We start from the raw sequence: 20,684 nt of genomic DNA, 5'->3' as shown, positions 1-20,684 counted from the left end.
GATGTACCTTCGAGTTTCGGTGGCGCAGCCGGTCCGGGATTCGATCTGTATCAGTTGTACGCCGCTTGACCTGCGCATGGGCGGTGACATGTGGCTCCTCAGCCACAACGGCCACAGTCGTAGCCTCAAAGAAAGTGCCCGCAAGGCAAGACCTTGCGGGCATGGCGATCATGCAGGCGGCATCAGAATTTGTACGACGCTTTCACGTACAGGGTGCGGCCCAGCGGGTCCGTGTAGCGCGGATCGTAGCCGGTCTGGAACACCGTGCCCTGGTTGCTGAACGGCGGGTTCTTGTCGAACAGGTTTTTCACGCCGACGGTGATGTCGGTGTTTTTCCAGCCCGTATATGCGCCCGACAGCGAGAAGGTCGAATACGCTTTCACGTTCTGTTCAAAGCCGGCGTCGACAAAGTTCTGGTCGCGGTAGCCGCTCATGTATTTGTTCGACAGGTTGGCGCTCCAGTCGCCCAGCGCCCACGTCAGCGAGGCGTTGTGCTTCCAGCGGAACACGGGATTGTTGTCGGCATACACGCCGACGTTCTGAATATATGCGCCGCCCGTTTCGTTCTGGTATTCGTAGTTGCGCACCCAGCTGCCGTCGAACTGGAAGGTGAAGCTGCCGTAGCTGCTACGCGGCAGGCGCCAGGTCAGGCTGGTATCGATGCCCGAGGTATGCACTTCGCCCAGGTTGTCGAGCACGGCGTTCACGTACTGCAAGGTGCTGCCGTCGGCCGAATACACGAAGGCCGATTTGTATTTGTCGTAGTTGGCGAACAGCGTCTGTTCGGCCACGGTGCCGATCTTGTCGCGCAGCCTGATGTTGAAATAGTCCAGCGACATGGTCACCGAACTGACTGGTTCGAACACGATGCCGGCGCTGAAGGTTTTCGATTTTTCCGGCTTCAGGTTGGCGTTGCCGCCGCTGCGGATATATTGCTGCTGGCCGCAGGCCAGGTTCGGGTTGGCGCCGGCGACCGCCGTGCCGCCCGGGCACAGCACCGGATCGTCATACGAGTTGCCGGTAAAGGTGGCGGTGGCGGGGCCGTGCAGGTCGTACAAGGTCGGCGCGCGGAAACCGGTGTTGTAGGAGCTGCGCAGCAGCACTTGTTTGATCGGTTGCCAGCGCAGGCCCACCTTTGGGTTGAAGCCGCCGCCGACGTCGTTGTAGTGGTCGTAGCGGGCCGCCAGCGACAGTTCCAGGTCCTTGTGCAGCGGCACGCTCAGCTCCGAATACACGGCGGCGATATTGCGCGATCCCTGCTGGTCCTGCGCGTCGGCGTAGCCCGAGCTTTGCGCCTGCGAGGCCAGCGCGCGGTTGACGTTGTATTCGGCCTGGTCATGGCGAAATTCCGTGCCGACGGCAAAGCCGACCGCGCCGGCCGGCAAGGTGTAGATTTCGCGGCTGACCTTGGCGTCGACGCCGGTGCTGTTCATCTTCGCGCCCAGGTATTGGCCGTGCAGCTGGGCTGCGTCGAGGTAGGCCGCGCCGGTGGCGGATTGGTCGCCGAACGGGTTCAGGGTGCCGTCGAGCACGCCGGCTTTCACCAGGCTGTCGTTGGTGTAGCCGTTGACAAATGCGCTGGCGGCCTTGCTGACGGCATAGGTCAGGCCGACGTTGTAGTCCCAGCCACCGATCAACCCTTCGGAAGCGAGCACCAGGCGGTCCGAGGTGCTGGTGTCGAAACCGGTGCGCCTGCCGGCCGCCGCCGTGCGCCAGTTGATGGTCAGGTCTTCGCCGGTCAGTCCCGCCACGCCGGGAACCGCGCCATTGCCCGGGTAATACGGGCTGGCCGAGGTCATGCTGATGCCGGTCAAGGGCGACGGCGCGATGCTGGTGGTGCTGGTGCTGCGCGAGTGCAGGTATTCAAGGGTGGCGATATTGTCGGCGCTGAGCTTGAAGGTGGCCTTGCCCAGCAGGGATTCCTGTTGGGTTTTCGGGATGTCGTCGATATAAGCGACGGTATCGGTGCGGCAGGTGCCGCTGGCGGTGGTGATCAAGCCCTTGCCCGGACAGTTGGACGCCGCGTAAGGATTGCCTGTCAGTCCATTGGCGGAAAAGAAATTGGCCGGCTGCGAGGTGCCGCTGCTGTTGTCCACGCCATGGCTGGGAATCACGCTGGTGCTGGAAAACGCGCGCGAGGCTGCCGCCAGGGCCGACTGCTGGTGCACATCGGCGACGCCAAAGAAATTGTAGCCGTCGGTGGACAGGTTGCCGAAGCCGCCCGACAGGTTGATGCGCGATTCTTCGCCACCGCCGCTTCTGGTCGGCGCATAGTGCTCGACGCTGACGGTGGCGCCCTGCACCGAGCGCTTGGTGATGAAATTGATCACGCCGCCGATGGCGTCGGTGCCGTAGATGGCCGAGGCGCCGTCGCGCAGCACTTCGACCCGGTCCAGCGCCGACAACGGGATGATGTTCAGGTCGACGGCCTCGCCGTTGAACGGGTGGCTGGCGATGCGCCGGCCATTGAGCAGCACCAGCGTCTTGTCGCTGCCCAGGCCGCGCAGGTCGGCGCTCGACATGCCGCCCGTGCCCGATCCCACCGACTGGCTGCTGCCGTTCGAGCTCTGGTTCATCGGGATGGTGTTCATCACTTCCTGCGCGGTGGTCAAGCCTTGCTTGATGAAGTCCTCGGCCTTGATCGAAGTGATCGGCAGCGCCGTTTGCGAAGACAGGCGCTTGATGCTCGAACCCGTCACTTCCACTTTCTGCATCTCGCCGTCGGCATCGCCGGCCAGCGCTTGCGCCTGGACGGCATGCATGCCCAGCGCCAGGGAACCGGCGAACATCAGGCGCAGGGATCGGGACAACACGCTTTCTATCATCATGGCTAACACTCCTGAGGTCATTCTTGTGTTTGATTGTTCGGCTAGGCGGATACGTCGCCGATGCGGTATGCCCGCGGTCCTCCTGGGACAGCGAGCGCAGCCATCAAAACATGGGGTAAATGACGCGGCAATGACCGAAAAATCAAGTGTGAAAAGGAACAACACTCACCAAGCATCACAGTTGTAAAGACGAATCCGTGGGCCATGTCCAGCGCGTGGCCGCAAGCTCAAGCCTGGCCCGATAGCTGGCCAGGCACCATGCGGCCTGCAAGGGCACTTCAATGTGTGAAATACAACGCTTACATTCAGACACACTTCACTTGATTTTTTGCCGGTGACCGGTGGCTGGCGACAATGTAAAGTTATGTAAGGAGGGCGGGTGCTGCGCAACTTTTTGCGGTTTTCTTCCCGCTTTGCCGCCTGAAACGACCGCCATCTGCGCCTTTGCCGACAAATATGCTTGCCAAGCTTTGCCGTATGGGTTTATAGTCGTTCATCACTTAGGGATGACTCGCATGTTCGCTCGCCACTTTTTTACCGCCTATTTTTACTTTAGCAATTCCAACCCCAAGGCGGTGGAGTAGCGGTCGGTTCACGTAGCAGCAAAAAACGAGATCCCAGCAAATTCTGAAAAACCGCCACTGAAGGCGGTTTTTTTTTACCTGGATGTTTTACCCCTGTTCAAATTTTGGAGAAAATAATGCCCCGCACCGATGATTTGCGTATTCGCGAAATGAAGGAACTGACTCCGCCGTCCCACCTGATCCGCGAATTTGCCTGCTCGGAAGCCGCCTCCCGGACGGCTGCCGACTCCCGCGTGGCGCTGCACCGCATCCTGCACGGCCAGGACGACCGCCTGATGGTGGTCATCGGCCCCTGCTCGATCCACGACACCAAAGCGGCGATGGAATATGCGCGCTTGCTGGTCAAGGAGCGCGCGCGCTTTGCCGGCGAACTGGAAATCGTCATGCGCGTGTACTTCGAAAAACCGCGCACCACGGTGGGCTGGAAGGGGCTGATCAACGACCCGTACATGGACAACAGCTTCCGCATCAACGACGGCCTGCGCATGGCGCGCGAGCTGCTGCGCGACATCAATGAACTGGGCCTGCCGGCCGGCACGGAATTTTTGGACGTGATCAGCCCGCAATATATCGCCGACCTGATCAGCTGGGGTGCGATCGGCGCGCGCACCACCGAGTCGCAGGTGCACCGCGAACTGGCGTCGGGACTGTCCTGTCCGGTGGGCTTCAAGAACGGCACCGACGGCAACGTCAAGATCGCTGTCGAAGCCATCAAGGCCGCCTCGCAGCCGCACCATTTCCTGTCCGTCACCAAGGGCGGCCACTCGGCCATCGTCTCGACCAACGGCAATGAAGACTGCCATATCATCCTGCGTGGCGGCAAGGCGCCCAACTACGACGCGGCCAGCGTGGAAGAGGCTTGCAAGGCGATCGCCGCGCAAGGCCTGGCGTCGCGCCTGATGATCGACGCCTCGCATGCGAACAGCTCGAAAAAGCCGGAAAACCAGGTACCGGTCTGTGCCGACATCGCCGCGCAGGTGGCGGGCGGCGACGAGCGCATCGTCGGCGTGATGGTCGAATCGCACCTGGTGGCGGGGCGCCAGGACCTGGTGCCGGGCAAGGAACTGGTGTATGGCCAGTCGGTCACCGACGGCTGCATCGACTGGAGCGCCAGCGTGGCGGTGCTGGAAAACCTGGCACAAGCCGTCCGGCAGCGCCGCCTGCGCGGCGACAAGGAGTAAAGTGGCTGCGGCATGAAAAAAGCCCGGAAAGCGTGCAGCTTTCCGGGCTTTTCAGTTTTCAGCCTTGATCAAAGCTTAGAACTTGTAGGAACCGCTCAGGTAGAACTGGCGGCCCAGGGCGCTCGAGTATGCCGGGTTGTAGCCGATCTGGTGCGAACCGGTATTGCGCAGCGTGAACGGCGGATTACGGTCGAACATGTTCAGGATGCCGGCCGTGATTTCCACATTACTTGCCGGACGGTAAGCGCTTTGCAGGTCGAACGTCGTGTAGCTGGGCACGTCCAGTTGCACGCCGTAGCAGGCACCTGGCTGGCCAGCGACGATCACGGCGCAATCATTCGCGCTCTGGTTGACGTCGGTGTAGCCGTTGCGGTAGCTCGCGCTCAGGGTATGCGTGAATTTCGCGGTTTCATACGAGGTCGTGGCCTTGATGATGTTGCGGAAGCTGACCTTGTTGTTCGAGCCATAACGGTTCAAGCTGGTTTCCCATTGGTCGTCCGTGCCTGGCGTGGTGTAGCGCGACCGCAGCAGGTAGGTGCCCGACAGACGGCTGGTCAGGCGACCGTCCAGCAACTTCATCTTGTGGGTGAAGTCGTAATCGATACCGCGGTTTTCCACCTTGCCGATGTTAATTGGCAGCAGCTTGATGGCCAGCACGTCGCGGCCCGTCGAGCCGATATGCTTGGTGGTGAACAGCGAGGCGTATTTGGCAGGGGCGGCAAAGATCAGGCCTTCGGAGACGGCGGTTACCTGGTCGCGGATTTCAACGTTCCACAGGTCGAAGGACATCGACAGGCTGTCGAACGGTTCGAAGACGGTACCAATGCTCCACTGTTTCGATTTTTCCGGCTTCAGGTCAGGATTGCCGCCCTGGAAGGCTTCAAATTGCTGGCGTCCCACGTTGTTGCAATAGCCGGCCAGCGGATGGCCTGCCATGCCGTTGGCCGCTGTCAGTGGACATTGGTAGTTACCACCGGTGACGCCCCAGTCTTCCAGCGGGCCGGCGATTTCCTGCATGCTGGCGGCGCGGAAGCCGGTACCGGCGGCGGCGCGGAACATCAGGTTGCGGGTGGCGGAATATTTGCCGCTGATTTTCCAGGTGGCCGCATCTTCCTTCTTGCCGACCTTGACGCCGGTCAGCTTGTTGTCGATGGCGCTGATCTGGTCGTAGCGTACCGAACCGGTCAGTTCCAGTTTCTTGGTGACAGGCATCATCAGCTCGGCATAGGCGCCGGCATTGTCGCGCGAGTAATCGCTGTCGACTTGCGGGTTATCGAACAGGATCTGCGCTTGTTTTGCCACAGCGGCCTGGCGCACCTTGTACGAGGTGTTGCGGTAGTCCGCCCCCACACCCAGCATGGCCGTGCCGCCTGGCAGCTTGAAGACGTCGCGCGATGCGCGGCCATCGATGCCCTTCATTTCCACCGTCTGCGTGTTGTAGGTGCCGCTGAAACCGGTGCCCAGCAGTGTCTGGCGCATGGCGTCAGGCATGCTGCCAACCGGGTAGGCGAACGGATCGATATTGCCGGCGTCGACCTGCGCGTTGAACTGCTTGGCCAACGGAAAGCCGCTGACGTATTTCTGCGTCTGCTTGTTTTTCGAGTAGGTCACGGCGGAATTGATATCCCAGCCGAATGCATTGCCTTCCACGCCGCCGACAAGGTGGCTTGCCTTGGTGCCGTAGTCGTAAGTACGGTTGCCCATTTCGGACAGGCGGTAGGTAGCGGCAACCGAATCGACATTCGCGTTCTGGTCGGCCGTCAGGTTAGGCGAGATGTACTTGTTGTACAGCGCCGAGCCTTTGGCGATCGAAAAGTCGGCCGGGTAGGGCGCGATGCTCGCAACGATTTTCGCTTCCGTGTAGGCCAGGTCATAGAAGCCCTGCCAGCCGGTCTTGCCCAGTTTCACGGAACCCGAGCTGAACAGCGAGTCGCGTTTCGATTCGGGATTGATTTCAATCGTCGATGGCGAATCGAAGTAGCAATTGCCGTCGCCATAGAAATCCATATTGCTGGCGGCGCATTTGCCGCCATGGGCCAAAGCGTAGGGATTGAGCTTGGCTGGCGCACCGGAGGCGTCGTAGCCGTTCTTGTAGGTCAGCGAGGCATTGGCCGGGGCCGAACGCGCGGAGCCATTGATGAACTGCAGCGCCTGGCCGGTTTTCGGATCGTTGAAATTGATGATGCCGCTGCGTGCGAAGCTGCGCTGCGATGCTTTCAGCGCTTTTTGTTCGTCATGGCTGGCCGACACAAAAATGCTGTAGCCATCGTCGTCGATATCGCCGAATCCCTTGCTGATCGAGAACGAGTTGCTGGCGCCGCCTTTTTCCTCTGGACGCGAGTACTTGGCGTTCAGTTCCAGTGGCGCTGCGCCTTTTTTCAGGATGAAGTTGATCACGCCGGCAATCGCGTCGGCGCCGTACAGGGCCGAGGCGCCGTCGGTCAGCACTTCGACGCGCTCGATGGCGGCCAGTGGAATCGAATTCAAATCGATGGTGGTGCCCGAGTTCGACGGCGCGAGGCGGCGACCGTTCAACAGCACCAGAGTGTAGGCAGCACCGATATCGTGCAGCGAGGCGGTGGTCACGCCACCGCCGCTGCCGCCGACCGAATCGGCCGCCACGGAAAAGCCTTGCATGGCCGGAATTTGCTGGATGAAATCGGTCACGGTGGTGACGCCGGATTTCTTGATGTCTTTTTGATTGAACGACTGCACTGGCAGCGATGCTTCGGAAGCGATACGCTTGATGCTCGAACCGGTCACTTCCACGCGCTGCATAGGCGCTTCTGTTGTTTCCTGCGCATGGGCGGCGTGCATGCCCAGGGCGATACCGCCGGCAAACATGAGGCGCAGGGTGCGCGACATTACATTTTCGACCATCATCTTGTTCCTTGTTTTTGTAATAAATGCGGCAATTATTTCGAGATAACTTGTTGCCGATTGATAATTAATTTGCTTTAGTTCAATTAGGCCAATGAAAATTCGGATCATTTTCAGGCTCGTCATCAAAACATTCATGTCGGAAATTGTCAAATTCATGTCGGATTTTTGGACGAAATGCAACATTTTTTTGTTTGTTTTGCATTGCTTCAGTAATAAAGTATCGTATTCCCTTGTCAGGCGAGCACAGGGGCGTAAAATAAAACGGCGCTTGGCATCGCTGCTGGCGCCGTTGTCCTGTTCAGTCTTTCTGCCTGATCGTTGCACCTCTCCCTTTAAAACGTATAACTGCCGCGCAAGTACCAGGCGCGGCCGACCGGGTCCGTATAGCGCGGGTCATAGCCTTTCTGGAACAGCGTGCCCTGGTTCGAGAATGGCGGCTCGCGGTCGAACAGGTTTTTCACGCCGGCCGTCAGCAGCCAGCCCTGGCGCGCATAGCTGCCTGACACATTGACCAGGCTGTATGACGACACATCGTGGCGATATGGTTCATCGACACTGTTCTGGTCGGTATAGGCGGACTTGAAGGCCTGCGACACGGTGGCTCCCCAGGCGCCGGAACGCCAGTTGAGGGTGGCCGTATGTTTCCAGCGAAATACCGGATTGTTGTCGGCATAGCGGCCCACGTTGTGGATGAATTCGCCGTCACGCTCGTTCTGATAGTCATATTTGTGGATCCAGGTGCCGTCGACGGCCAGGCTCACTTCGCCATACGCGCCGCGCCACAGGCGGGCGTTGACACTGATATCGACGCCATCCGTCTTGACCTTGCCCAGGTTGTCGTTCAGGTCGAGGATGGCGTTGGGCGAGCCGTCCGGGTTGCGCAGGAACAGCGCCTTGTATTTTTCATAGTTGCCGAAGATCGACTGCTCGGGCAAGGACGCGATCTTGTCTTTCAGCCCGATGTTCCAGTAGTCCAGCGCAACGGTGACCTCGCGCACGGGCTCAAACACGAGTCCGACAGCAAAGGTGGTGGATTTCTCCGGCTTCAGGTTGGCATTGCCGCCTTGCAGCTTGTACTGCTGCAGGTCGCAGTCGCGCAGGGGATTGGCGCCTGGCTGCGGCACGCCGCCCGGACACAGGATCGGGTCGTCATAACTGTCGTTGGTGTCGTTGCGCGACGGCGGCGCGTTTTTCTCGAACAGGGTCGGAGCGCGAAAGCCGGTGCTGGCCGAGCCGCGCAGCACCAGCTTGTCGCTGGCCTGGTAGCGCAGGCCCAGTTTGGGATTGGTGGTGCTGCCGACGTCGCTGTAATGGTCGAAGCGCGCCGCCAGCTGCACTTCCAGATTTTTTACCAAGGGCAAGTTCAATTCGCCAAACACGGCTTCGATATCGCGCTCGCCCGCTTTGGAGAGCGAACCGGACAAGCCCGAACTGCTGGCCTGGCCGGCGATCTCGCGGTTGACATTGAATTGCGCCTTTTCGCGCCGCAACTCCGCTCCCAGCGCCAGCGCCAGCGGGCCGCCGGCCAGTTGCATCAGCTCGCGGCTGGCTTTGACGTCCAGGCCGGTGGTGGTGACTTTGGCATTCTGCACTTCGCCGCGCAAGGCGGTGCTGGCCAGGTAGTCCTTGCCGGCCGCATTTTGCTCGCCAAACGGATTGAGAATACCGTTCAGCACGCCGGCGGCAAACGCGGCGTCCTGCACGTAGCCGCCCGTAAAATCCTCCGACGAGCGGCTCACCGCGCGGCTGACCGCGCCCTGGTAGTCCCAGCCAGCCAGTTCGCCTTCCAGCGCCAGCACCAGCCGGTCGGCCTTGCCGCGCGAATCGATCTGGCGCTGGCCCGCTGCCACCGGGCGCCAGTTGACGCTCAGCGGCTGGCCCGACAGCCCGGCCTGGGCCGGCACGCCGCCCGCATTGCCCGGATAATACGGACTGCTATTGGGTAATATCAAGCCGATTTGCGGCGGCGGCGCCGTGCGCGCCTTGACCTTGTTTTCGGAATGCAAATATTCAAACGTGGCCAGGTGGCCGCCGCCCAGTTTGACACTGCCCTTGCCAAACAGCGCCAGTTGCCGCTGCGCCGGCAAGTCGTCGATCTGGCGCGTGTAATCCTGGCGGCAGGTGCCGTTGGCGGCGGCGACCGACAAGGGCGGCAGGCAGCCGCTGGCCGCATACGGATTGCCGGCCAGGCCGGCGCCGCCATTGGCGGCCGCATCAAAATAATTGCCGGGAAAGGTGGTGCCGCTGGTCACCGACAGGCCGCGGCCGGCAATGATGCCGGTGCTGGAAAAGCTGCGGTCCTGCGAGGTCAATACATCCTGCTTGTGATAGTCGAGCACGCCGAACAGATTGTAGCCATCGGTATTCAACTGGCCCACGCCGCTGGACAAATTGAGGCGCTGCTCGTCGGCGCCGCGATGCTGGGGCGCAACGGCTTCGGCCGTGATATTGGTGGTGTTGACCGAGCGCTTGGTAATGAAGTTGATCACGCCGCCGATGGCGTCGGTGCCGTAGATGGCCGAGGCGCCGTCGCGCAGCACTTCGACCCGGTCGAGCGCGGCGATGGGGATGATGTTCAGGTCGACGCTGGCGCCGTCATATGGGTGGTTGGCGATGCGCCGGCCATTGAGCAGCACCAGCGTCTTGTCGCCGCCCAGGCCGCGCAGGTCGGCGCTGGCCTGGCCGCCCGTGGGCAGGCCGCTGGTATTGCCGCCAACGGCGTTGCCGCTGCCCATGCTCGACGCGTTCGACGGTATCTTGCTCAGCACTTCTTGCGCCGTGCTCAAACCCTGCCTGGCGAAATCGTCGGCCTTGAAGATCGACAGGGGCGTGGCCGTTTCCGACACCAGCCGCTTGATCGAGGAACCCGTCACTTCCACGCGTTGCATCGCCGGCGCGGCGGTGTCGTCGGCCGTTTGCGCCAGTACGGCCTGGCTGCTTGCCGCCAGCATGGCCGTGCACAGCAGTCGTAAAGAGGGCGAGGGGATGTGTTTGCATGTCATGCGACTCTCCTGGTGCGGGTTGTCGGCCGGATGGCCCAGGGAAGACTTTTAACAGCCGCGACAACAGGAGGGCTTGCGTTAACGCAATAAAAAAGGCGGTGATCGCTCACCGCCTCTGGAAGAGGCAACTACCTGCCTGGTGCTTAGTTGAAGGTGTAGCTGGCGCCCAGTTTGAAGTAGCGGCCAATGGCGCCGCTGGCGTCCATCGGGTTGTAGCTCATGCCGCCATACGTCAGCGGGTCAAGCGGCGCGATCTTGTCGGTCACGTTGTTGATCGACGCGTACAGCTGCACGTGCTTGCTGACGTTCCAGCGTGTCGACAGGTCGAGCGTGGTAAACGACGCGATCTTGCAACCGTTGGGCGCACCTGCACCGCTGGCCAGCGTTGAAGCGCAACCATTGCCGCTGAACAAGGTGTTTTTCATCTCCGAACGGTAGTTGACGACGCCACTGAGATTCCAGTTGCCGATGTCCCAGGAACCGGTCAGGTTGATCTTGTTCTTTGGCGTGCCGGCGCAGTTCGACGTGTCGCAGTTGCCATGCGTGCCGGCGTACTGGTAGCGGACCGTATCGGACTCGGCGCGCACCCACGATGCTACATGGGTCCAGGTCAGGCCGAACATGGCGCGGCCGTAGTCGCCCAGGCGCACGCGCTGCTTGAGGTCGAGGTCGACGCCCTTGATTTCCGTGAAGCTGGAATTGCGGTACGGCGCCTTGGTGATCAACAAGGTACCCGTGCCAGGCACGACGGCGCCGTTGATGGTCAGGTTGTTGTCGGCGCGAATCGCAGTCGGCAGGGCGGCTGCCTGGATGTATGGCAGCGGGTTGATCTCGTTTTCACGCTTGATCTTCCAGCCATCGAGCGACAGGCTGGTGCCGTCGAACGGATCCCAGACCAGGCCCAGGGTGTAGCCCTTCGACTGTTCCGGCTTCAGGCTCGGGTCGCCAATCTTGACGGCCGCCACGGAAGCGGAGCAGTCGGTCGATGTTGCGCCAGGCAGCGGCGTGCCATTCGGGCAGCGCACCGGATCGCGTACCGTCGAGGTGCCGGTCGATTGCGAGTCGGCATTGCTTTCTGCCGGACCGGGCGCACGGAAACCTTCCGAATAAGTGCCGCGCAAGGCGAAGGTTTTCAAAGGCGTCCATTTGGCGCCCAGTTTCGGCGTGGTCGACGAAAAACGGTCGTATTTGTCGTAACGCACGGCGCCCGACAGTTCCACCGTCTTGATCACCGGCGCCAGCACTTCCAGATACACGGCCGAGACCTTGCTGTCGCCTTTGGCGGCCACATAGTTCGAGTTGATCTGGCCCGTTTGCGTGCCGGACAGCGATGGATTGTCCAGCTTGTCGCGGCGGTGCTCGGCGCCAACCGCCAGGCCCATGGCGCCGCCTGGCAGTTGCATCAGCTCGCGCGTGGCCTTGAAGTCGATGATGTCGAGCTTGGTGGTCGAGTCCGAGGTGGCGTTGGTGACCATCGCGGCGTACAGCGAGGCGGGATTCCTGCCGGCCTGCGCACCGATGTAGTACGGGAAGTAGGGGCTCTTCGGATTGCCCAGCGCATCCTTGACGACCGCCATGTTGAGCATGTTGCTGTAGTCGAGGTGCAGCTTCGATTCCGAGTGCGTGTAGCCGGCGTCATAGTCCCAGCCGGCGGCCGTACCCTTGATGCCGAGCACGATGCGGTTGAACTCGTTGTTAGCCTGGCGCGTGCTGGCGCCGACGTCGAAGGCCTGGTAACGCACGCGTACCGGCACACCGTACGGATTTTGCGGATGGTTGGCCGCCAGCACCATGGTAGTGCCGTCACCCGAACCGTAGTTGATCACGCCGGTGGGATTGGTCGCGTTTGGCGGGAAGGCGATGGTCGGCGTGATCGACGGCGGGATCAGGGTGAAGGCGGTATCGCGTTTCGAGTAGCCCGCCTCCGCATACACCTGGGTATCGGCATTGACTTGCCAGGTGCCGCGTGTGTACAGGTTGATCGACTCGATCTTCGGCTGCATCGAACGGAACTGGTCGTGGTGCCACACACAGCCGCCTTTTGGATCCTGCGGCGAGGACGCCGACAGCGCGGCGCAGCCTGGCAACGACACGTAGTTGAGCGTATTCGGATCGCGGATCAGGCCCGTCGGCGATGCATTCGCATCGTTGGTGCCGTTGATGTAGCCGCCTGCAAACTGCGTGCCGATCGGATAGCCATAGGGGCGCAGGTCTGCCTGGCCTATCCATTTGCGGTCGGCCCGGTCGCGGTTCATCAGCATGTCCGACTTGCTGTATTCGGCATTGAAGACGAAGTTGTATTTGTCGTTTTCCAGGTCGCCCTTGCCGAAGGTCATCGACGCGCGATGTTGCTTCGCGTCGCCATCACCGGAGATGCCGGTGTCCGCTTTCAGGGCCACGCCCTGGAAATCCTTGCGCAGGATGATGTTGACCACGCCGGCGATCGCATCGGCGCCATAGGTCGACGAGGCGCCGTCTTTCAGGATCTCGATCCGTTCGACGATCTGCATCGGCACGGTGGACAGGTCGGTGAAGCTCTTCTGGCCATCATCGGCGCGCGCGAATGGCGCCATACGGCGTCCATTGAGCAGCACCAGCGTCGAGGTGGCGCCCAGGCCGCGCAGAGAAATCGCTGTCGAGCCGGCCGCAAAGCCGTTGCCGAAACCGGTAGGCAGGGAGCCGGCGCCGTCGGCAGTCAGCGTTTGCAGGTATTCGGCGACGGTGGCCTTGCCTGATTTCATCAAGTCGTCACGGCCGATGATCTGCACGGGCGAGGCGGTCTCTGCCGTCGCGCGCTTGATGCTGGAGCCGGTCACTTCGACGCGCTGGATGCTGGCGTCCTGTGCCATTGCTGGCGCCATCAGACCCAGGCTGGCCACTGCCACGCTGCCCGAGCAGATCAGGCGTACCGAGCGGGACATCACTTTTTCCATCATCATTCTTTCTCCTGAAGTGTCACTGATCGGCCGTGTACGGCCAACTTTTGCTTGTTATGAACATGACTGCTGCGTCGGCAGTCGTTGATGTTGCACGGTGTTTTTTAAAACACCGAGAGTCATCAGACCATCTGGCGAGAAACCTTGTCAACAGTGGAACAATGGTTATTCATCATGGAAACAACAGCCAAGTGTGAATATTTTTTTCGTTCATTTTTTACAATGTAATGAATGTTGCAGTGCAATGCAGGGTTTCTTTCCTTTGCCTGAAATTCTTTTTATTCTTGCATGTGCGAGTTTCTACATACATGCCATTTCGCCCGCCAGGGTTTTCATTGTTGCAGTGCGGAATATTTTTCAGGCAGTGGCGATTGCACTGGCGCATGTCGGCCCCGGCCGTGCAGCTTTTTGCCTGGCATGCGCAATATGCGTTATCGTTACGCGTTTTTCGGACAGTCAGGATGGTCAGCCAAGACGGCCGACGCAATGGCTGGTGACAAGGCACAGATCTTGCGTGGATGGACTGGTTTTGGCGGTGGACTCCTGTATCCCAGGGGAAAGTCAGTACAAGCGCACCAATACGGTGCGACAGATAATCGAGATGAAGGGTATTACATGAAGTCACCATGGATGCGGCGCCTGGCGCTGCTCGCCTGCCTGAGTTCCCTGCCACTGCTGGCCGCTGCCGACGCCCCGGCCAGCGCCAGGCCAGTCAAGACGCTGCGCTATATCCTGCCGGCCGCCGAGACGGGCTTTGATCCGGCCACCGCGCGCGACCTGTATTCGAACCACGTCACGCAAGCCGTGTTCGATACCTTGTACACCTATGATTATCTGGCGCGCCCCGTCAAGGTGGTGCCGCAAGCCGCTAGCGCCATGCCGGAAGTGTCGAGCGACGGCAAGACCTATACCATCCGCCTGAAAAAAGGCATGCTGTACACGCCCGACGCAGCCTTTGGCGGCAAGCGCCGCGAACTGACGATGGCCGATTATGTGTATTCGTGGAAGCGGCTGTTCGATCCGCGCCTGGCCTCGCCGCACAGCTGGCTGTTCGAAGGCAAGATCGTCGGCCTCGATGAGCTGGCGAAAGAGGCAGCCAGGACCAACAAGTTTGACTACAGCAAGAAAGTGGCCGGGCTGGAAGTCCTTGATCCCTATACCTTGCGTATCACGCTGACCAAGACCGACTTCAATTTCCCCATGATCCTGGCCTATGTGCCGACCGCCGCCGTGGCGCGCGAAGTGGTGGAAAAGTACGGCGACGTGAAGGGCGAGGTCGGCTCGAACCCGGTCGGCACCGGTTACTACACGCTGGGGGAGTGGACGCGCGGCAACCGCATCGTCCTCAACAAGAACCCGCAGCACCTGCCTGAAACCTGGAATTTCCTGGCCGGCGACGATCCGGACGACCAGCGCATCGTGCGCCAGATGCAGGGCAAGTCGATTCCCGCCATCGACCGCATCGAGATCACCGTCATGATCGAAGACCAGTCGCGCTGGCTGTCGTTCCAGAGCGGCGGCACCGATGTATTCTGGCTCGACGGCCCGCTGGCGCCGAAAGCGATGCTCAACGGCAAGCTGCGCCCGGAACTGGCCGAGAAGGGCGTGCAACTGTCGCGCCTGCTGGACCCGGAAATCAGCTACTACTACTGGAATATGGAAGACCCGGTCCTCGGTGGTTTCAGCAAGGAAAAAATCGCCCTGCGCCGCGCCATTGCCATGGCACACAATATCGACGAGGAAATCCGCATTATCTGGAACGGCCAGGCCAAGCGCCTCGACTATCCTATTCCGCCGGGCGTGGTCGGCTACGATCCGCACTATAAAAGCCTGCTGCAATACGATCCGGTGCTGGCCAACAAACTGCTCGACAAATTCGGCTACAAGAAGGGCGCCGACGGTTGGCGTACGTTGCCGGACGGCAAACAGCTGGTGATCCGCTATGCTTCGCGCAACGAAGCCAATGGCGTGCTGCAGGCCGAAATGTGGCGCAAGACGTATAACTCGCTGGGTATCCGCATGGAAAACGACCGCATGATCTTTTCCGACATTTTAAAGACGGAAAAGCAGTGCAAGATGCAGACGCGCACCGCGCCCTGGCTGGCCGATTATCCGGATGGCGACAACTTCATGCAGCTGTTCTACGGTCCCAACACGCACCAGAACAACAACGGCTGCTACCAGGACCCGGAATACGACAAATGGTATGCGGCCAGCCAGGCCATGCCGGCCAGCCCCGAGCGCGACGAGCTGTACCATAAAATGGCGCGCCGCCTGGAAGTCAATGCGGGCGCTTTGATCGGCTACGCGCGCTACCGCAATATGCTGGCGCAAAAAACGGTGCTGGGCTACAAGAAGCATCCGATCCTGTTCCAGGAATGGGCCTTTATGGATATCGACAGCACGGGCGCACCGGTCGCTCCTGTCGCGCCCGCCAAAAAATAAGCGCAATTTATAACAACAAGGAATCATTATGTTTGCTTATATCCTGCGCCGCCTGTGGCAGATGCTGCCGACCATGCTGGGCGTGGTGCTGCTGGTATTTATCTTGTTCAACTGGGTTGGCGGCGACCCGGCGTATATCCTCGCCGGCAAAATGTCGAGTGCCGAGAGCATCGCCAATATCCGCCGCCAGCTCGGCGTCGACCAGCCGTATTACGTACAGCTGTGGATCTTCATCAAGCAGATCGTCACGTTTGACTTCGGCCAGAGCTGGGCCACCGGCGAGACCGTTTCGCATATCATCACCTCGCGTCTTGGCCCGTCGATGATGGTGTTGATCCCGCTGACGGTGCTGGAAACGTTTTTCGGCGTGGCGCTGGCGCTGGCCATCGCCTTCGTGCGCGGCTCGCTGACGGACCGCGCCGTGATGATTGCCTGCACGGTCGGCATGTCGATTTCCATTCTGGTCTACATCATCGTGTTCCAGTACGGCTTTGCCTACAAACTGGGCCTGTTCCCGGTGCAGGGCTGGGGCGACAGCTTCTGGGAAAACCTGCTGCGCTATTCCACCTTGCCGATTCTGATCGGCCTGGCCGTGTCGATCGCGCCGACCCTGCGCCTGTTCCGCACCTTTGTGCTCGACGAAGCGAACCAGGACTATGTGCGCACGGCGCGCGCCAAGGGCCTGAAGGAAGGGCGCATCATGTGGGTCCACGTGCTGCGCAATGCCGCCATTCCCATCATTACCTACGTGATGTCCAACCTGCCGGCGTTGCTGATCGGGGCATTCCTGTTGGAACGCTTCTTCGGCATTCCCGGCATCGGACGCGAAGTGATCCTGGCGGTCGAGCGCAGCGATTTTCCGGTGATCAAGGCGATCACCGTGTATGTTGCCGCCGCCACCATGCTCTTCAATCTGCTGACCGACCTGATGTACCAGGCGGTCGATCCACGTGTCCAACTGAAGTAGGAAGTGACGATGTCGAAACCTCATACATCGCCGGGCCTGTGGGCCCTGGCGTGGCGCCGTTTGCGCGGCGACAAAATTGCAATGCTATCGCTGGCCGTGGTCGGCGCGTTTTTCCTGCTGGTGCTGGCGTCCGCCGGCGGCCTGGTGGGCGCCAACTGGGAAGATGAAGTGGCCGTCAGCTATGCGCCGCCAACCTTTGCCGGCGCCGATCCGGTCGTCGCCGGTGCGGACGGCGCGATTGCCCTCAGCGACGAGAACAATCTGCCTACGCCGGTCAATGTGCTCGACCCCCTGGCCGGCGATATCGCCGAACTGCGTGCGCAGATGGGCAACAGTGCCCCGGCCGGCGTCGAGATGTACGGTGTGGCCGATCCGCTGGCCGCCGAACTCACCGCCTTGCGCGCGGGCATGGGCAAGACCAAGAAAGTCATCGCCCACAAGGCGCAAACCCTGCCGTTCGGCGCCGACAAATGGGGCCACGATGTGCTGCAAAAAACCATCAAGGGCGGCGAGACCTCGATCGTGGTGGGCCTGGTGGCGGCCCTGCTGGCCGTGGTGCTGGGCACGATTTTTGGCGCCGTTTCCGGTTACTTTGGCGGCCTGGTCGATGATTTCTTCAACTGGTTCTACAGCATCTTTACCTCGATCCCCTCGATTCTGATGATCCTCACGGTGGCGGCCGTGTTGCAGCAGAAGGGCGTGCTGACCATCGTGCTGATCCTGGGGCTGACCGGCTGGACCGGGCCGTACCGTCTGATCCGCGCCGAATACATCAAGCACAAGGCACGCGAATACGTGATGGCGGCCGACGCCATCGGCGCCTCGCACTGGCGCAAGATGTTTTCGCATATCTTCCCCAACGTCAGCCACGTGGCGCTGGTGCAGATGTCGATCCTGGTGGTGGGCTTTATCAAGGCCGAAGTGATTCTGAGTTTCCTTGGCTTTGGCGTGCCGGTCGGCACCGTCTCGTGGGGCAGCATGCTCAATGAGGCACAAAATGAACTGATCCTGGGCAAATGGTGGCAGCTGACAGCCGCCGCCACGGCGATGGCCGTGCTGGTGACGGCGTTCTCGCTGTTTACCGATGCCTTGCGCGACGCGCTCGACCCCAAAGTGAAATAGGAGTGCCCATGGACCAGAATAATCTGCTGGAAGTACGCGACCTGCGCGTCACCTTCCGCCTCGACAAGAAGACCACGTTTGAAGCCGTCAAGGGCATCTCGTTTAACGTGCCGCGCAACAGCACGGTGGCGCTGGTGGGCGAATCGGGCAGCGGCAAGTCCGTCAGTTCGCTGGCCGTGATGGGCCTGCTGCCGCCGGACAACACCATCATCGCCCCGCAATCGAGCATTTTCTTTGGCGGGCGCGACCTGCTCAAGCTGTCGATCGGCGAGCGGCGCAAGATGTGCGGCAAGGATATCTCGATGATCTTCCAGGAGCCGATGTCCTCCTTGAACCCGGTGTTTACGGTCGGTTTCCAGATCGCCGAAGTGCTGCGCCAGCACATGGGCATGAACCGCAAGCAGGCGCGGGCGCGCACTTTGGCGCTGCTCGATGAAGTCGGCATTCCCGACCCCGCCAACAAGATCGACGCCTATCCGAGCCAGATGTCGGGCGGCCAGCAGCAGCGCGTGATGATCGCCATGGCGATCGCCTGCGAGCCGAAACTGCTGATCGCCGACGAGCCGACCACGGCGCTCGACGTGACGATCCAGAAACAGATCATGGACCTGATCGCCGCGCTGCAAAAGAAACACCAGATGTCGGTGCTGTTCATTACCCACGACCTGGGCCTGGTGGGCGAGATCGCCGACCAGGTGATCGTCATGCGCCACGGCGAAGTGCGCGAAACCGGCGAAGTGCGCCAGGTATTCGAGGCGCCAAACGATGCGTACACCAAAGCGCTGCTGCATTGCCGCCCGTCGCTGGACCAGCGGCCCTGGCGTTTGCCGGTGATTGCGGACTATATGGAAGGCAAGGCCGGCCCCGGTGTGGAAATCAAACAACGCTCGCGCGGCTATACGCCGGGCGACGAACCGGTGCTGGTGGTGAAGAACCTGAGCAAGAGCTTTTACATGCGCGAGGGCCTGTTCGGCAAGCGCGAGTTCCAGGCCGTCAAGGATGTGTCGTTTACCCTGCCGCGTGGCAAGACCCTGGGCGTGGTGGGCGAGTCCGGTTCCGGCAAGACCACCGTGGGCCTGACGCTATTGCGACTGCACCAGGCCACCGGCGGCACCGCCATGTTCCACGGCAAGGATCTGATCGCCATGCCGAACCGCGAGTATCTGCCCTATAAACGCCGCATCCAGATCATTTTCCAGAACCCGTATGCGTCGCTCAACCCGCGCTTTACGGTGGGGCAGATTTTGCTTGAGCCGATGCGCATCCACAAGATCGGCGCCAATGACCAGGAGCGCATCGCCAAGGCCTACTGGCTGCTCGATAAGGTCGGCTTGCCGGAGCAGGCGTTTCACCGCTATCCGCACGAGTTCTCGGGTGGCCAGCGCCAGCGCATCGCGATTGCCCGTTGCCTGACGATGCAGCCGGAAATCCTCGTGTGCGACGAGTCCGTCTCGGCGCTCGACGTATCGGTGCAGGCGCAGGTGCTCAATCTGCTGCAGGACTTGCAGGACGAATTCGGCCTGTCCTACATCTTCATCTCGCACGATTTGTCGGTGGTGAAATATATCGCCGACCAGGTGATGGTGATGCATCAGGGCAAAGTGGTGGAACTGGCCGATTCGGACGAGTTGTACCGCAATCCGGTGCATCCGTACACACGGACCTTGCTCAGCGCCATACCGAGAGGCGTGCAAATCTGAGCGAGCTTTTGCGGTAAGATAGCGTCCATGCCCAACCTTATCTTCCTGCTCGAACATTACGGCATCCTGATCGTCTTCGGGATCGTGCTGGTGGAGCAGCTCGGCCTGCCGATTCCCGCCTTTCCCATCCTGGTAGTGGCGGGTGCCTTGTCGGTCGATGGCGACATGAATGGCGCGCTGGTGCTGGCTGCCGGCCTGGCGGCGTGTTTGATCAGCGACCTGACCTGGTTCAGGGCGGGGCGCCATTTCGGCAAGCGCATCTTGCGCCTGCTGTGCCGCATTTCGCTGTCGCCCGACTATTGCGTCAGCCAGACGGAAGACAAATTCAAGCGCTGGGGCCCGAAGGCGCTGATCGTCTCCAAGTTCGTGCCTGGTTTTAATACGATTGCCGCGCCGATGTCGGGCGCCATGGGTACGCCCGCGTCGCGTTTCTTCCTGTATGCCGGTCTCGGCGGTTTGCTGTGGTGCGGCACCGGCATCCTGATCGGCGTGATCTTTCACGCCAGCGTGGAAAAAGTGCTGGACCTGCTCAGCACCATGGGCAGCACGGCCTTGCTGGTGCTGGCGACCTTGCTGGGTCTGTTCCTGCTGTATAAGTACCTGGAGCGCCGCCGTTTCCGCCAGGCCTTGCAGATCGAACGCATCAGCATCAGCGAGTTGCTGGACCTGATCGAGCAGGGCCATGAGCCGCTGATGGTCGACGCGCGCAGCGTCACGGCGCAAGCTTTGGCCCCTGCCGTGCCGGGCGCCCTGTTTTTCAATGGCAAGGAGCCGGTGCCGGCCCTGATCGGCCTCGACAAGGACCGCCATATCATCGTCTATTGCAGCTGCCCCAACGACGTGACGGCTGCGCAGGTGGCCAAGCTGCTCAACGAACATGGTTTTCACCGCGCCAAGCCGCTCCATGGCGGCCTCGACGCCTGGAACGCCGTCTACCGTTCCGATGAGCCGGCCAGTGCCGGCCTGCTCAAGGAAGGCATGGCCTCCTGATTTCGTTGTCGGAATTTGGTAGTAATCCTACGAAAATACGAACAAA

At 60.9% G+C, this 20,684-nt stretch carries 10 protein-coding genes; 6 read left to right on the top strand and 4 right to left on the bottom strand.

Going from position 1 to position 20,684, the window contains the following annotated elements; genetic code table 11:
- Positions 1-182: 182 nt before the first annotated feature.
- Positions 183-2,828, bottom strand: coding sequence for a TonB-dependent receptor (locus CD932_RS25685; RefSeq protein ID WP_176461143.1), 2,646 nt, complete (start codon positions 2,826-2,828; stop codon positions 183-185).
- 700 nt (positions 2,829-3,528) lie between these two features.
- Between CD932_RS25685 and aroG the strand changes: the two genes are divergently transcribed.
- Positions 3,529-4,593: a 3-deoxy-7-phosphoheptulonate synthase AroG gene (aroG, locus tag CD932_RS25680; protein WP_094445704.1), complete on the top strand. Its 1,065-nt coding sequence runs from the start codon at positions 3,529-3,531 to the stop codon at positions 4,591-4,593.
- Positions 4,594-4,668: 75 nt separating this feature from the next.
- Here the strand turns inward: aroG and CD932_RS25675 are convergent, their stop codons facing one another.
- The 3 genes from CD932_RS25675 to CD932_RS25665 all read right to left on the bottom strand — a co-directional run bounded on the left by CD932_RS25675 (position 4,669) and on the right by CD932_RS25665 (position 13,417).
- A complete protein-coding gene (locus CD932_RS25675) occupies positions 4,669-7,476 on the bottom strand; it encodes a TonB-dependent receptor (RefSeq protein WP_176461142.1) in 2,808 nt (935 codons plus the stop codon).
- A 332-nt stretch (positions 7,477-7,808) separates the two neighbouring features.
- On the bottom strand, positions 7,809-10,478 hold the full coding sequence (locus tag CD932_RS25670) for a TonB-dependent receptor (protein WP_094445702.1): 2,670 nt from the start codon (positions 10,476-10,478) through the stop codon (positions 7,809-7,811).
- A gap of 143 nt (positions 10,479-10,621) precedes the next feature.
- On the bottom strand, positions 10,622-13,417 hold the full coding sequence (locus CD932_RS25665; protein WP_254926767.1) for a TonB-dependent receptor: 2,796 nt from the start codon (positions 13,415-13,417) through the stop codon (positions 10,622-10,624).
- Between the two features lie 612 nt (positions 13,418-14,029).
- Between CD932_RS25665 and CD932_RS25660 the strand changes: the two genes are divergently transcribed.
- Genes CD932_RS25660 through CD932_RS25640 form a run of 5 tightly spaced genes read left to right on the top strand, consistent with a single transcriptional unit; the run spans position 14,030 to position 20,638 of the window.
- Entirely contained in the window at positions 14,030-15,859 is a 1,830-nt protein-coding gene (locus CD932_RS25660; RefSeq protein ID WP_254926766.1) for an ABC transporter substrate-binding protein, read from the top strand.
- A 28-nt stretch (positions 15,860-15,887) separates the two neighbouring features.
- Positions 15,888-16,826, top strand: a complete 939-nt coding sequence (locus CD932_RS25655) for an ABC transporter permease (protein ID WP_094445700.1) — start codon at positions 15,888-15,890, stop codon at positions 16,824-16,826.
- A 9-nt stretch (positions 16,827-16,835) separates the two neighbouring features.
- The gene (locus CD932_RS25650; protein ID WP_094445699.1) at positions 16,836-17,948 is read left to right on the top strand and encodes an ABC transporter permease; all 1,113 of its coding nucleotides are present in this window, start codon (positions 16,836-16,838) and stop codon (positions 17,946-17,948) included.
- Positions 17,949-17,956: 8 nt separating this feature from the next.
- Positions 17,957-19,648: an ABC transporter ATP-binding protein gene (locus CD932_RS25645; protein WP_094445698.1), complete on the top strand. Its 1,692-nt coding sequence runs from the start codon at positions 17,957-17,959 to the stop codon at positions 19,646-19,648.
- A gap of 27 nt (positions 19,649-19,675) precedes the next feature.
- Positions 19,676-20,638, top strand: a complete 963-nt coding sequence (locus tag CD932_RS25640; protein ID WP_094445697.1) for a VTT domain-containing protein — start codon at positions 19,676-19,678, stop codon at positions 20,636-20,638.
- The last annotated feature ends 46 nt before the right edge of the window (positions 20,639-20,684 follow it).

Source organism: Janthinobacterium sp. PC23-8 (genome assembly GCF_002250505.1).
GTDB lineage: Bacteria > Pseudomonadota > Gammaproteobacteria > Burkholderiales > Burkholderiaceae_D > Janthinobacterium.
This window is presented reverse-complemented; position numbering and strand designations above follow the sequence as displayed.

Excerpts from the sequence above, each read along its gene's own strand:
- CD932_RS25685 (WP_176461143.1), bottom strand. The coding sequence starts at position 2,828 with ATGATGATAGAAAGCGTGTTGTCCCGATCCCTGCGCCTGATGTTCGCC.
- aroG (WP_094445704.1), top strand. The coding sequence starts at position 3,529 with ATGCCCCGCACCGATGATTTGCGTATTCGCGAAATGAAGGAACTGACT.
- CD932_RS25675 (WP_176461142.1), bottom strand. The coding sequence starts at position 7,476 with ATGATGGTCGAAAATGTAATGTCGCGCACCCTGCGCCTCATGTTTGCC.
- CD932_RS25670 (WP_094445702.1), bottom strand. The coding sequence starts at position 10,478 with ATGACATGCAAACACATCCCCTCGCCCTCTTTACGACTGCTGTGCACG.
- CD932_RS25665 (WP_254926767.1), bottom strand. The coding sequence starts at position 13,417 with ATGATGATGGAAAAAGTGATGTCCCGCTCGGTACGCCTGATCTGCTCG.
- CD932_RS25660 (WP_254926766.1), top strand. The coding sequence starts at position 14,030 with ATGAAGTCACCATGGATGCGGCGCCTGGCGCTGCTCGCCTGCCTGAGT.
- CD932_RS25655 (WP_094445700.1), top strand. The coding sequence starts at position 15,888 with ATGTTTGCTTATATCCTGCGCCGCCTGTGGCAGATGCTGCCGACCATG.
- CD932_RS25650 (WP_094445699.1), top strand. The coding sequence starts at position 16,836 with ATGTCGAAACCTCATACATCGCCGGGCCTGTGGGCCCTGGCGTGGCGC.
- CD932_RS25645 (WP_094445698.1), top strand. The coding sequence starts at position 17,957 with ATGGACCAGAATAATCTGCTGGAAGTACGCGACCTGCGCGTCACCTTC.
- CD932_RS25640 (WP_094445697.1), top strand. The coding sequence starts at position 19,676 with ATGCCCAACCTTATCTTCCTGCTCGAACATTACGGCATCCTGATCGTC.